This is a genomic window from Pseudomonas sp. AA-38 (assembly GCF_029457475.1).
Taxonomy (GTDB): domain Bacteria; phylum Pseudomonadota; class Gammaproteobacteria; order Pseudomonadales; family Pseudomonadaceae; genus Aquipseudomonas.
In genome coordinates, this window is record NZ_CP120359.1 from 1,760,797 (window position 1) to 1,773,846 (window position 13,050).

Annotated in this window: 8 protein-coding genes; 7 read left to right on the forward strand and 1 reads right to left on the reverse strand. The window is 61.2% G+C overall.

Annotated features, from left to right (window positions below; all coding sequences use genetic code 11):
- Positions 1-17: 17 nt before the first annotated feature.
- The 7 genes from PVE35_RS08090 to PVE35_RS08120 all read left to right on the forward strand — a co-directional run bounded on the left by PVE35_RS08090 (position 18) and on the right by PVE35_RS08120 (position 11,443).
- Positions 18-281 (forward strand): DUF1315 family protein, encoded by a 264-nt coding sequence (locus PVE35_RS08090; protein WP_268182601.1) that lies wholly within the window; start codon positions 18-20, stop codon positions 279-281.
- Positions 278-1,114, forward strand: coding sequence for a DUF2797 domain-containing protein (locus PVE35_RS08095; RefSeq protein WP_277374863.1), 837 nt, complete (start codon positions 278-280; stop codon positions 1,112-1,114). Before PVE35_RS08090 ends, PVE35_RS08095 begins: the two co-directional genes overlap by 4 nt.
- A gap of 55 nt (positions 1,115-1,169) precedes the next feature.
- The gene (gene pepN / locus PVE35_RS08100) at positions 1,170-3,827 is read left to right on the forward strand and encodes an aminopeptidase N (RefSeq protein ID WP_277374322.1); all 2,658 of its coding nucleotides are present in this window, start codon (positions 1,170-1,172) and stop codon (positions 3,825-3,827) included.
- Positions 3,828-4,314: 487 nt separating this feature from the next.
- Entirely contained in the window at positions 4,315-6,324 is a 2,010-nt protein-coding gene (locus tag PVE35_RS08105; RefSeq protein ID WP_277374323.1) for a DUF1302 domain-containing protein, read from the forward strand.
- A 66-nt stretch (positions 6,325-6,390) separates the two neighbouring features.
- Positions 6,391-7,761 (forward strand): DUF1329 domain-containing protein, encoded by a 1,371-nt coding sequence (locus PVE35_RS08110; RefSeq protein ID WP_268182607.1) that lies wholly within the window; start codon positions 6,391-6,393, stop codon positions 7,759-7,761.
- Between the two features lie 210 nt (positions 7,762-7,971).
- On the forward strand, positions 7,972-9,048 hold the full coding sequence (locus PVE35_RS08115) for a YCF48-related protein (protein WP_277374864.1): 1,077 nt from the start codon (positions 7,972-7,974) through the stop codon (positions 9,046-9,048).
- Between the two features lie 16 nt (positions 9,049-9,064).
- Positions 9,065-11,443, forward strand: a complete 2,379-nt coding sequence (locus tag PVE35_RS08120) for an RND family transporter (RefSeq protein WP_268182608.1) — start codon at positions 9,065-9,067, stop codon at positions 11,441-11,443.
- Between the two features lie 99 nt (positions 11,444-11,542).
- Here the strand turns inward: PVE35_RS08120 and PVE35_RS08125 are convergent, their stop codons facing one another.
- Complete coding sequence (locus tag PVE35_RS08125; protein ID WP_277374324.1) at positions 11,543-12,976, reverse strand: M48 family metalloprotease; 1,434 nt, start codon at positions 12,974-12,976, stop codon at positions 11,543-11,545.
- Positions 12,977-13,050: the final 74 nt, after the last annotated feature.

The window sequence follows — 13,050 nt, forward strand, 5'->3', positions numbered from 1 at the left end:
TCATCTGGAGACCCTCCATGTCGTCCTTTCTCGAAGCCATCGACAACATCACCCCGGAAATCTACGAGAGCCTCAAGCTGGCCGTGGAAATCGGCAAGTGGCCCGATGGCCGCAAGCTTACCCAGGAGCAGAAGGAGCTGAGCCTGCAGGCGATGATCGCCTGGGAAATGCAGAATCTGCCGGAGGAGGAACGCACCGGCTATATGGGTGAGCAAGCGTGCAAGTCCAAATCCGAGCCGGTGCCGAACCTGCTGTTCACCTCTTCGGATACCCTGCACTGATGGAACTGGGACGTGGCTCGCTGAGCAAGATGAAGGCGCACCTGGAGGCGCCGGTGCAGTATGCGTTTCGTCTGGGTGACGAGGAGGTGCCGGTCAACCCGCTGGTGGGCAAGCAGCTGCGCCTGGAATACCTCGGTGCCATCCATTGCAGCCACTGCGGACGCAAGACCAAGACCAGCTTCAGCCAGGGTTATTGCTACCCCTGCATGCAGAAGCTGGCGCAGTGCGACGTGTGCATCATGAGCCCGGAAAAGTGCCATTACGACCAGGGCACCTGCCGCGAGCCGAGCTGGGGCGAGCAGTTCTGCATGACTGATCATATCGTCTACCTGGCCAACTCCAGTGGCGTGAAGGTGGGCATCACCCGCGCCAGCCAGGTGCCGACGCGCTGGATCGACCAGGGCGCGACTCAGGCGCTGCCCATTCTGCGCGTCGCCACCCGGCAGCAGTCCGGCTTCGCCGAGGATCTGCTGCGCAGCCAGGTGGCGGACAAGACCAACTGGCGTGCATTGCTCAAGGGCGACGCCGCGCCGGTCGATCTGCTGGCGATCCGCGAGCAACTGTTCGATGCCTGTGGCGCGGGTATCAGTGATCTGCAGCAGCGCTTCGGCCTGCAGGCCATCCAGCCGCTGAGTGCGGCCGAGGTGCTGGAAATCCGCTACCCCATCGAGGCCTATCCGGCCAAGATCAGCAGTTTCAATCTGGACAAGCAGCCCCTGGCCGAGGGTACCCTGCTCGGTATCAAGGGCCAGTACCTGATGTTCGATACCGGCGTGATCAATATCCGCAAATACACTGCGTACCAGTTGGCCATCCACGAGATCGCCGCCTGACCACCACTTGCAGCTTGCGGCTTGAAGCTTGCAGCTGCCTCGAAGAGGCTTCGCCATGCGCACCGAGCAATCCAAGACTATTTATCTGAAGGATTATCAGGTTCCCGACTACCTGATCGACGAGACCCACCTGACCTTCGAGCTGTTCGAGGATCACAGCCTGGTGCACGCGCAGTTGGTCATGCGTCGCAACCCCGATGCCGGAGCTGGCCTGCCGAAGTTGGTGCTCGATGGTCAGCAGCTTGAACTGCTGGAGCTCAAGCTCGATGACCGCGAACTGGGCGAGGGCGACTACACGCTGACCGACAGCCACCTGACCCTGCAGCCGACCCAGGAGCGCTTCGTGGTCGACAGCAGTGTGCGCATCCACCCGGAGAGCAACACCGCGCTGGAAGGCCTGTACAAGTCCGGCAAGATGTTCTGTACCCAGTGCGAGGCCGAGGGCTTCCGCAAGATCACCTTCTACCTCGACCGCCCGGACGTGATGAGCAAGTTCACCACCACGGTCAGCGCCGAGCAGCATGCCTACCCGGTGCTCTTGTCCAACGGCAACCCGATTGCCAGCGGCTCGGAAGAGGGCGGTCGGCACTGGGCTACCTGGGAAGACCCGTTCAAGAAGCCGGCCTACCTTTTCGCCCTGGTCGCCGGCGACCTCTGGTGCGTGGAAGACAGTTTCACCACCATGAGCAAGCGCGAGGTGGCACTGCGCATCTACGTCGAGCCGGAGAACATCGACAAGGTGCAGCACGCCATGGACAGCCTCAAGCGCTCGATGAAGTGGGACGAGGAGGTCTATGGCCGCGAGTACGACCTGGACATCTTCATGATCGTCGCGGTCAATGACTTCAACATGGGCGCCATGGAGAACAAGGGCCTCAACATCTTCAACTCCAGTTGCGTGCTGGCCAAGGCCGAGACCGCCACCGACGCCGCCCACCAGCGCGTCGAGGCGGTGGTGGCGCACGAGTACTTCCATAACTGGTCGGGCAACCGCGTGACCTGCCGCGACTGGTTCCAGTTGTCGCTCAAGGAAGGCTTCACCGTGTTCCGCGACAGCGAGTTCTCCGCCGACACCCACTCGCGCGTGGTCAAGCGCATCGAGGACGTGGCCTACCTGCGCACCCATCAGTTCGCCGAGGATGCCGGCCCCATGGCTCACCCGGTGCGCCCCGATGCGTACATGGAAATCTCCAACTTCTACACCCTGACCATCTACGAGAAGGGTGCCGAAGTTCTGCGCATGATCCACACCCTGCTCGGCCCGGAGCTGTTCCGCAAGGGCTCGGATCTGTATTTCGAGCGCCACGACGGCCAGGCCGTGACCTGCGATGACTTCGTCAAGGCCATGGAAGATGCCAGTGGTATCGACCTGACCCAGTTCAAGCGCTGGTACACCCAGGCCGGTACGCCGCGCCTGGCGGTGAGCGAGACTTATGATGCCGCTGCTCAGACCTACAGCCTGACCTTCCGCCAGAACTGCCCGGCCACGCCAGGGCAGCACGAGAAGCTGCCCTTCGTGATTCCCGTGGCACTCGGCCTGCTCGATGCCCAGGGCCATGAGCTGCCGCTGCGCCTGCAAGGCGAAAGCGCCGCGCAAGGCACCAACCGTGTACTGTCGGTAATCGAGGCCGAGCAGACCTTCACCTTCGTGGGTATCGCTGAGAAGCCCCTGCCTTCGCTGCTGCGCGGCTTCAGCGCGCCGGTCAAGCTGAGCTTTCCCTATGACCGCGACCAGTTGATGTTCCTCATGCAGCACGACTCGGATGGCTTCAATCGCTGGGAAGCCGGCCAGCAACTGTCGGTGCAGGTGCTACAGGAACTGATCGGTCAACATCAGCGTGGTGAGGCTTTGGTGCTGGATCAGCGCCTGGTTGCCGCACTGCGTACCCTGCTGGAGGACGAGTCGCTGGATCAGGCCATGGTCGCGGAAATGCTTTCGCTGCCGGGTGAGGCCTATCTCACCGAGGTCAGTGAAGTGGCCGATGTCGAGGCCATCCATGCCGCACGCGAGTTCGCCCGCCAGCAACTGGCCAGCGCGTTGTTCGCCCCGCTGTGGGCGCGCTACCAGGCCAATCGCGAGGTTTCCAGGGCCACCCCTTACGTGGCCGAGGCGGCGCACTTCGCCCGTCGCAGCCTGCAGAACATCGCGCTGTCCTACCTGATGCTCAGCGAGAAGCCCGAGGTGCTGGCGGCCTGCGTCGAGCAATTCGAGAAGGCCGATAACATGACCGAGCGCCTGTCGGCCCTCGCTGTGCTGGTCAACTCGCCGTTCCAGGAAGAGCAGGGCAAGGCCCTGGCCATGTTCGCCGATTTCTTCAAGGATGATGCCCTGGTCATGGATCAGTGGTTCAGCGTACAGGCCGGCTGCCCGCTGCCGGGTGGCCTGCAGCGTGTGCAGGCGCTGATGCAGCACGAAGCCTTCACCCTGAAGAACCCGAACAAGGTGCGCGCGCTGATCGGTGCCTTCGCCAACCAGAACCTGATCAACTTTCATCAGGCCGATGGTTCGGGCTACCGCTTCCTCGCCGACCAGGTGATCACCCTCAACGCCCTCAACCCGCAGATCGCCTCGCGGCTGCTGGCGCCGTTGACCCGCTGGCGCAAGTACGGTGCGGCCCGCCAGGCGCTGATGAAGGCCGAGCTGGAACGCATTCTGGCCTCTGGCGAGCTGTCCAGCGATGTTTACGAAGTGGTAAGCAAGAGCCTGGCCTGAGTCGGGTTCGCTCTGCGCCGCAAGATCAGAAAGTGTTACCTGACTCGCTCTGGTAACACTTTTTTGTTACTGAATCGAATAAGTCGCTGCCTTTAAAGTACCTACCCGAATTAAGGTTGGGGTGCTTTGCTTGACCCTGAGCATTTCTCATGCTCGTGAATCACGCCAAAGAGTGAGTTGCGTCACGAAAGGTGTCGGATCGTAGGACAGGATGACGTGTTCACGCGCTACAAACCAGTAGATTGATCAGTGAATGATCAGTCAGGTTTTGGGTTTGCAAGTACCATGCTTGAGCGGTTCATGAGGTTTTGGACAAGCGTTTGATTTGGCATCATGGTTGCAGCGCCAGGCGCGCATGGGCTGGAGTGCCTCATAGGTCTGCCAGACAAAAACAATGAGTTTGATCGTTCAAACCGCCGTAGTGCGGTGAACAGGTGCCCGCTGATCTAGGGCCAACAAGAAGAACTACCCGAGGAGTAATGTCTCGATGGAAATCACGTCCCGTAAACCCCTTCTACGTTTCGCACCGGCCACGGCTGGTTTTGCTTTCGCTGGTGTGTTGCCGCTATTGGTAGCGGCTCAGGCCCAGGCGGTGGAGTTCAGCTTCGCCGACAACGAGGTCACCGGTTCCATCGATACCACCGTGTCCTACGGCCAATTGTGGCGCGTACAGGGCCGCGACAAGACCAACGACGACATCAACACCAACGACGGTAACCGTAACTTCGACACCGGCCTGGTATCCGAAGTGTTCAAGGTCACCTCCGATCTGGGCATGTCCTACCAGAACTACGGTCTGTTCGTACGCGGCACGGCGTTCTATGACACCCAGATCATGGACAAGCGCAACGACTACTACGACGCCAACTCGCCGGCCCAGCCGAGCCAGAGCTTCCCGCGCGACAACAGCTTCACCTACGAGACCCGCCACAAGGCCGGGCGTGACGCGCAGATCCTCGATGCTTACGTCTATGGCGACTGGGACGTGGCCAACATGCCGGTCAGCGGCCGCTTCGGTCGTCAGGTATTCAACTGGGGCGAAGGCCTGTTCTATCGCGGTGGCGTGAACACCACCAACCCGGTGGACGCCGCCAAGTTCCGCCTGCCCGGTTCGGAAGTGAAGGAAGTGCTGGTGCCGGTAGAGGCGCTGAGCTTCAACATCGGCCTGACCGACAACCTGTCGATGGAAACCTTCTACCAGTTCAACTGGAAAGAGTCGGCCATCGACCCGGTGGGCACCTACTTCTCCGAGACCGATCTGTTTGCGGATGGGGGCAATACGGCCTATTCCACTCAATCCCGGCTGATCCCCCTGGCGGGCTTGTACTCCGGCCTCAGCAACGCCGGCGTAGGTGGGCTGCAAGGTGGGCGTACCGTCGATGCCAACGGCAACATCAAGGTTGCCAGCATTGGCCCGGATATCAATGCCAAGAACGATGGCCAGTTCGGTGTGGCTTTCCGCTATATCGCCGAAGAGCTGAACTCCACCGAATTCGGTTTCTACTTCGTGAATTATCACGCCAAGGAACCGACCATCTATGCTGATCTAGGCGATTACTCCCAGCTAAATTTGGCGGCGATCCAGGCTGCAGCTACACCGGGTATTCAGCAAAGCGTGGCCAGTGCCGCTGGAGTCAGTGTTGCCACTTTGCAGGCAGTCATCAATAACCCTGCGCTGAACCCGCAACTGGCAGGTGCTTACAGAGATGCGTTGACTGGCGCTGTCGGTGGTGTAGCCACTGTTGATGTGGCCAACAGCGTCAACGCCCGCCGCGAATACGCCGAAGATATCCGTATGTACGGCATGAGTTTCAACACCACAGTTGGCAGTGCTTCGGTATTCGGTGAACTGTCCTACCGTCCCAACCTGCCTGTTGGCATCGCCGCCACCAACGACCTGCTGGGTGACCTGTTGACCCAGGCTCCCCAGCTAGCGGGCGGTCAGGTGGTCAACATTGGCGGTAAGCAGGTGCAACTGGGTGACCAGATCCACAACTACACCCGCGTCGAAGCCTTCAACACCTCGCTGGGCACCATCTACAACTTCGGCCCGACCATGAGCTTCGACTCGCTGTTCGGTATCGCCGAGCTGGCTTCCGAGCACCTGCGTGGCGACAGCCTGCAGTATCAGTCGCGCAATGGCACTCGTTACTACGCTGGTCGTGGCAACGGCTCTTACATCTCTGGCTACGACCGTGATGATCAGGTCAACAAGAACGCCTACGGCTATACCCTGATGATGTCGGGTACCTGGAACGACGTGTATGCCGGGGTCAACCTGTCGCCCTTCGCCGTGTTCAAGCACGACTTCGAGGGTAACTCGCACCAGACCGGCAACTTCGTCGAGGGCCGCAAGGCTTACACCCTCGGTCTGCGCGCCAGCTACCTGAACAGCCTGGAAGCGGAAATCCAGTACACCGAGTTCTATGGCGCTGGGCAGAACAACGTGATGCGTGACCGCGACAATATCGGCGTCAACGTCAAGTACTCCTTCTAAGCCTCATAACTCGAAACCTGCCGGACGCCAGCGGGCGTCCGGCCAGATTCTTCACGGAGAAATACCATGCTGATCAAGCACAGGCTCATGGCGCTCGCCGTTGCCCTGGCGTTTTCCGCCGGTAGCGCAGTGGCAGCCGTTTCCTCGCAGGAAGCCGCGAAACTCGGCACCACCCTGACCCCATTCGGCGCCGAGAAGGCCGGTAACGCGGCCGGCACCATCCCGGCCTGGACCGGTGGCATCACCCAGGCGCCGGCCGGTTACACCCGTTCCGGCCAGCACCATGTCGATCCATTCCCGGAAGACAAGCCGCTGTTCACCATCACCGCCGCCAACCTGAGCCAGTACGAAGCCAACCTGACCCCGGGTCAGATTGCCCTGTTCAAGGCCTACCCGGACACCTACCAGATGCCGGTGTATCAGACCCGTCGCTCCGGTTCGGCGCCGCAGTGGGTCTATGACAACACCGTCAAGAACGCCACCACCGCCAAGCTGGTAGGCGGCGGCAACGGTTTCGTCGATGCCTATGGCGGCATTCCGTTCCCGATTCCGCAGAGCGGTGTCGAGGCGCTGTGGAACCACATCGCCCGTTACCGCGGTACCTACATCGTGCGCCGCGCCTCGGAAGTGGCCGTACAGCGCAATGGCGCCTACTCGCTGGTGACCTCGCAGCAGGAAGCGCTGTTCAAGTACTACCTGAAAAATGGCTCGTTCGCCGACCTGAACAACATCATGTTCTATTACCTGTCGTTCACCACCAGCCCGGCGCGCCTGGCCGGTGGTGCGGTGCTGGTGCACGAGACCCTGGATCAGGTCAAGGAGCCACGCCAGGCCTGGGGCTACAATGCCGGTCAGCGTCGCGTGCGTCGCGCGCCGAACCTGGCCTACGACACCCCGATCGCTGCCGCCGACGGTCTGCGCACCGCCGACGACACGGACATGTTCAACGGTGCCCCGGATCGCTATGACTGGAAGCTGGTGGGCAAGAAGGAAATCTACATCCCGTACAACAACTACAAGGTCACCAGCCCGGACGTTAAGTACGCGGATCTGCTGAAGGTCGGCCATATCAACCCGGCGTATACCCGCAACGAACTGCATCGCGTCTGGGTCGTCGAGGGGACGCTGAAATCCGGCGCCCGCCATATCTACTCCAAGCGCACCCTGTTCCTCGACGAGGATAGCTGGCAAGCTGCCGTGGTCGATCAGTACGACGGTCGCGGTGATCTGTGGCGCGTTTCCATCGCCTACCTGAAAAACTATTACGACCTGCCGACCACCTGGACCGCGCTCGACGTGTTCCATGATCTGCAGGCGCGTCGTTACCATGTGCAGAACCTCGACAACGAGGAAAGCAATACCATCGACTTCAGCCAGCCGATTCCGGACGACGGTTACTTCAAACCGGCCGCCCTGCGTCGCCGCGGTACGCGTTGATAGCGATGTAGTTGAAGGAAAAGGCCGCTACAGTAGTAGCGGCCTTTTCGTATCAGCCTGACGAATAGCGCTCAATCACGCGGGTTTGCCTTAACAAAACATAACGTCGCACCGATTGTCAGGGCTTTTCAAAGGCCGCTAGGATGGGCCGTCTGTCAACTGACAGCACCGCCTATAACAATAAGGGGGAAATCTATGAGTGAGCCCGTCATGCGGCGCACCCCATGCAGCCTTGCGTCGACTCAGGAACGCAAGCTGACGCTCCGTTTTCATTCGCCGTTGACCAAAGCGCTCTCGCTGTGCGGTGTGATGTCTTTGCTGACACTTGGAGCCATGCCACTGCACGCAGAAACCTCCGCTGCATCCTCCGTATTCGCCATCGAGTCGCCCAAGGCGTTGCACAGCCTGCTGCTCGATGTGGTCAACACCGACAAGCGACTCGTTGCCGTGGGCGACCGTGGCCATATCCTCTATTCCGACGATCTGGGACAGCACTGGAACCAGGCCAAGGTGCCGACCCGGCAGATGCTCACCGCCCTGTATTTCGTCGATGATCAGCACGGCTGGGCCGTGGGTCACGATGCGCAGATTCTCGCGACCACCGACGGAGGCCTGACCTGGATCAAGCAGTTCGAGGATCTGGAGCGCGAAGCGCCGCTGCTCGACGTCTGGTTCAAGGATCTGCAGACCGGCTTCGCGGTCGGTGCCTATGGCGCGTTGCTGGAAACCCTCGATGGCGGCAAGAGCTGGGAGGACATCAGCGATCGCCTGGACAACGAGGACGCCTATCACCTCAATGCCATCGCGGCGGTCAAGGACAGTGGACTGTTCGTGGTCGGTGAGATGGGTGTGATGTTCCGTTCCGTGGATTGGGGCGAGACCTGGGAGCGTATCGAGAAACCACCCTACGAGGGATCGCTGTTCGGTGTCATGGGCACTGATCAGCCAGCCACCTTGCTGGCTTACGGCCTGCGCGGCCACCTGTTCCGCTCCACTGATTTTGGCGACAGTTGGCAGCAGATTCCGCTGCAGAAAGCCGGTAACGGCCCGCTGGAGTTCGGCCTTTCTGGTGGCGCACGCCTGGCCGATGGCTCGCTGGTGATCGTCGGCAATGGCGGCAGCGTGCTGCGCAGCGACGATGGCGGACGCAGCTTCAGCCTGTTCAATCGTCCGGATCGTCAGTCCCTGGCCGCCGTGGCTGCCGGGGACAAGGGTCAGTTGGTGCTGGTGGGGCAGGGCGGTGTGCGCCTGGCTACCGCTACCGGTGCCGACCTGGCCGCACAATAACAAGGGGTAGCGTTCGATGTCCGACCATCAAATGAACAAGGCGACCTTCCTGGAGCGCCTGATCTTCAACAATCGGCCGGCGGTTATCCTGCTCTGCTTGTTGACCACCATCTTCCTGCTCTATCAGGCCACGCAGATTCGTCCCTCGACCAGTTTCGAGAAGATGATCCCGTTGTCGCACCCCTTCATCCAGAACATGATGGAGCACCGCAACGACCTGGCGAACCTGGGCAACACCGTGCGTATTTCGGTGGAAGCCAAGAATGGCGACATCTTCACCAAGGAGTACATGGAGACGCTGCGCCAGATCCATGACGAGGTCTTCTACATCAATGGTGTGGATCGCTCCAACCTGAAGTCGCTGTGGAGCCCCAGCGTGCGCTGGACCGAAGTGACCGAGGAAGGCTTCGCCGGTGGCGAGGTGATCCCGCAGACCTACGACGGCAGCGCCGAGAGCCTGGACGAGTTGCGCAGCAACGTGCTCAAGTCCGGCCAGATCGGTCGTCTGGTCGCCAACAACTTCAAGTCCAGCATCATCGACGTGCCGTTGCTGGAGTCCTATCCGGATCCGAACGACCAGGGCAAGTTGATCAAGCTCGACTACCAGCAGTTCTCTCATGAGCTGGAAGAGAAGATTCGCGACAAGTACCAGGCACTCAACCCGAACGTGCAGGTGCACATCGTCGGTTTCGCCAAGAAGGTCGGCGACCTGATCGATGGCCTGATCATGGTGGTGGGCTTCTTCGCCATCGTCCTGCTGATCACCTTCGCCCTGCTGTACTGGTTTAGCTGGTGTATCCGCAGCACCATCGGCGTGCTGTTGACCACCCTGATTGCCGTGGTCTGGCAACTGGGCCTGATCCATCTGATCGGTTTCGGTATCGACCCCTATTCGATGCTCGTGCCTTTCCTGATCTTTGCCATCGGCGTGTCCCATGGCGTACAGAAGATCAACGGTATCGCCCTGCAATCGAGCGGTGCCGAGAACTCCCTGATGGCGGCGCGGTTGACCTTCCGACAACTGTTCCTGCCGGGCATGATCGCGATTCTGGCGGACGCGGTGGGCTTCATCGCGCTGCTGGTCATCGATATCGGCGTGATCCACGAACTGGCCATCGGCGCCTCCATCGGCGTTCTGGTCATCGTCTTCACCAACCTCATCCTGCTGCCGGTGGCGATTTCCTACCTCGGTATCAGCAAGAAGGCCATCGCTCGCAGCAAGCGTGAGGAAACCCTCGAGAAGCCCATGTGGCGTTTGCTGTCGAATGCTGCGCACCCAACCGTGGCGCCGTTCATGGTGGTCATCGCGCTGGTGGCAGGCGTCGGCTGCTTCCTCTATCAGAAGGCCAACCTGCAGGTCGGCGACCTCGACCAGGGTGCGCCGGAGTTGCGCCCGGATTCGCGCTACAACCTGGACAACGACTTCATCATCCAGAACTACTCGACCAGCTCCGACGTGCTGGTGGTGATGGTCAAGACCGATCGCGAAGGCTGCTCGCGCTACGATGCGCTGTCGGCGATGGATGAGCTGATGTGGAGGATGGAGAACACGCCTGGCGTGCAATCGGCCATTTCCATGGTCACGGTGTCCAAGCAGCTGATCAAGGGCATGAACGAGGGCAACCTGAAGTGGGAAACCCTGTCGCGTAACCAGGACGTGCTGAACAACTCCATCGCCCGTGCCGACGGCCTGTACAACGCCGACTGCTCGTTGGCGCCGGTGCTGCTGTTCCTCGAAGACCACAAGGCGGCAACCCTCAAGCGTGCCGTTGCTGCCGTGCAGGCGTTCGCCGACGAGCACAATCGTGACGGTCTGCAGTTCCTGCTGGCCTCGGGCAACGCCGGTATCGAGGCGGCGACCAATGAAGTGATCTCCACCTCCGAGTTGCTGATGCTGTCACTGGTGTACCTGTGGGTGGCGGTGATGTGCCTGATCACCTTCCGTTCGATTCCGGCGATGATCTGCATCGTGCTGCCGCTGATCCTCACCTCGATTCTGGGCAACGCCCTGATGGCCTGGCTGGGTATCGGCATGAAGGTTGCCACCCTGCCGGTGATCGCGCTCGGCGTGGGCATCGGCGTGGACTACGGCATCTACATCTACAGTCGCCTGGAGAGCTTCCTGCGCGCCGGGCTACCGTTGCAGGAGGCCTACTACCAGACGCTCAAGTCGACCGGCAAGGCAGTGCTGTTCACCGGTCTGTGCCTGGCTATCGGCGTGGCGACCTGGATGTTCTCGGCGATCAAGTTCCAGGCCGATATGGGCCTGATGCTGACCTTCATGTTCATCGTCAACATGTTCGGCGCCATGCTCCTGCTGCCAGCACTGGCGCGCTTCTTGATCAAGCCCGAGAAACTGGCGGGCAAGAAGAGCGGTTCGCTGCTGGCGCATTGAGCCTCCCCGGCGTTGCGATCTTGGTCGCAACACTGGGTGCATGAAAAACGCCGTGCTCAAGAGCACGGCGTTTTCGTTTGGAGAGGGCGGTGTGGCGAATCAGCGCAGCATCTGGTCGACCATGCGCTGCTCGTCTTCCAGTTCGCGCTGGCGGGCATCGAGGCGCGAAGCCAGTTGGAAGTTGTTGCTGGCGCGGCGCTTGGCGAAATCCAGTTGCTCCAGGGCCTGCTTGTAATCGCCCACCAAGGCGAAATATTCGGCGCGGGCCTGGTGCAGGCCGATGGTGTTGCCGCTCAGGCCACGCACTTCGGCCACCTGGTACCAGACGTCGGGATCCTTGTCGCGCACCTTCACCAACTCGTCCAGGGCACGTTCGGCATCCTGGGTGCGGCGCTGCTTGAGCAGCAGATCGACGCGCGCCTGCTGCAGCGGGTAACTGCTGGGGTAGAGGGTGAACATACGGGTTTGTCGGCGCTGGGCCTCGTCCAGGCGATTCTGCGCCATGTCCAGCTCGATCTGTGCCAGGTTGTAGATGAGCTCGTCCGGGTCGCTCTTGAGCAGCGGTTGCAGGGTCTGCCGTGCCTCGTCTAGCTGGCCGCTCTTCATCTGCGCCAGAACCAGGCCATAACGCGCGGCGTCGAGCTTGGGGTTCTCGTCGAGCATCGCGCGGAAGCGCTTGGCGGCGACTCCCGGGGTTTCCTCGTAGGTCAATTGCACGCGGGCACGCATCAGTTGGTAGCGCAGGCTGTCTTCCACGCCCTTGGCCGGATACTGCTCGGCGCGGTTGCGGGTGTCGGCAATGCGCGACTCCGAAACCGGGTGCGTGAGCAGGAATTCTGGTGGCTTGGCGTCGTAGCGGTACTGGCGCATCAGGCGCTCGAACATGCTTGGCATGGCCCTTGGGTCGTAGCCGGCGCGCTCCAGGTTGAGCAGGCCGATACGGTCGGCCTCCTGCTCGTTCTGCCGGGAGAAGCGCCGTTGTTCCTGAATCGCCGCCGCCTGGGCAGAAAAGATGGTGGCCATGCCGGCATCACCGGCACCGGCAGCAGCCGCGACGATGCCGGCGAGCATCGCTGCCATCAACGGCAACTGCATGCGTTGCTGTGCTTCCAGGCCGCGGGCGAAGTGGCGTTGCGACAAGTGCGCCAGTTCGTGAGCCATCACCGAGGCGTACTCGGCCTCGGTCTGGGCATAGAGAAACAGGCCGCCATTGACGCCGATGATCCCGCCAGGTGCGGCGAAGGCATTGAGCTGCGGGCTATTGAGCAGGATGAACTCCAGGCGTCGATCCTGCACCTGGCTGGTTTCCGCCAGGCGATAGACGCTGCTTTCGACGAAGTCCTTGAGCAGCGGGTCGTCGAGCTGGGCGACCTGGCCACGCAGCAGAGCCAGCCAGGCGCGGCCCAGCAGATGCTCCTGCTGCGGCGAGACGATGGACGAACTGGAGTCGCCGAGCGAAGGCAGATCGCTGGCCCCGGTGTGGGCGGCGAAGAGGCAGGCGAGCGTCAACAGGGTAGGGCGCAGAAAAGTCATGCAACTGAAGCTCTTGGCTGGCGAAATGGGCTTACTGTAGCTGGCTGGGTGTCGTGCTGGCCAGGGATCGAAGG

Excerpts from the sequence above, each read along its gene's own strand:
- PVE35_RS08110 (WP_268182607.1), top strand. The coding sequence starts at position 6,391 with ATGCTGATCAAGCACAGGCTCATGGCGCTCGCCGTTGCCCTGGCGTTT.
- PVE35_RS08090 (WP_268182601.1), top strand. The coding sequence starts at position 18 with ATGTCGTCCTTTCTCGAAGCCATCGACAACATCACCCCGGAAATCTAC.
- PVE35_RS08115 (WP_277374864.1), top strand. The coding sequence starts at position 7,972 with ATGCGGCGCACCCCATGCAGCCTTGCGTCGACTCAGGAACGCAAGCTG.
- PVE35_RS08105 (WP_277374323.1), top strand. The coding sequence starts at position 4,315 with ATGGAAATCACGTCCCGTAAACCCCTTCTACGTTTCGCACCGGCCACG.
- PVE35_RS08125 (WP_277374324.1), bottom strand. The coding sequence starts at position 12,976 with ATGACTTTTCTGCGCCCTACCCTGTTGACGCTCGCCTGCCTCTTCGCC.
- PVE35_RS08120 (WP_268182608.1), top strand. The coding sequence starts at position 9,065 with ATGTCCGACCATCAAATGAACAAGGCGACCTTCCTGGAGCGCCTGATC.
- pepN (WP_277374322.1), top strand. The coding sequence starts at position 1,170 with ATGCGCACCGAGCAATCCAAGACTATTTATCTGAAGGATTATCAGGTT.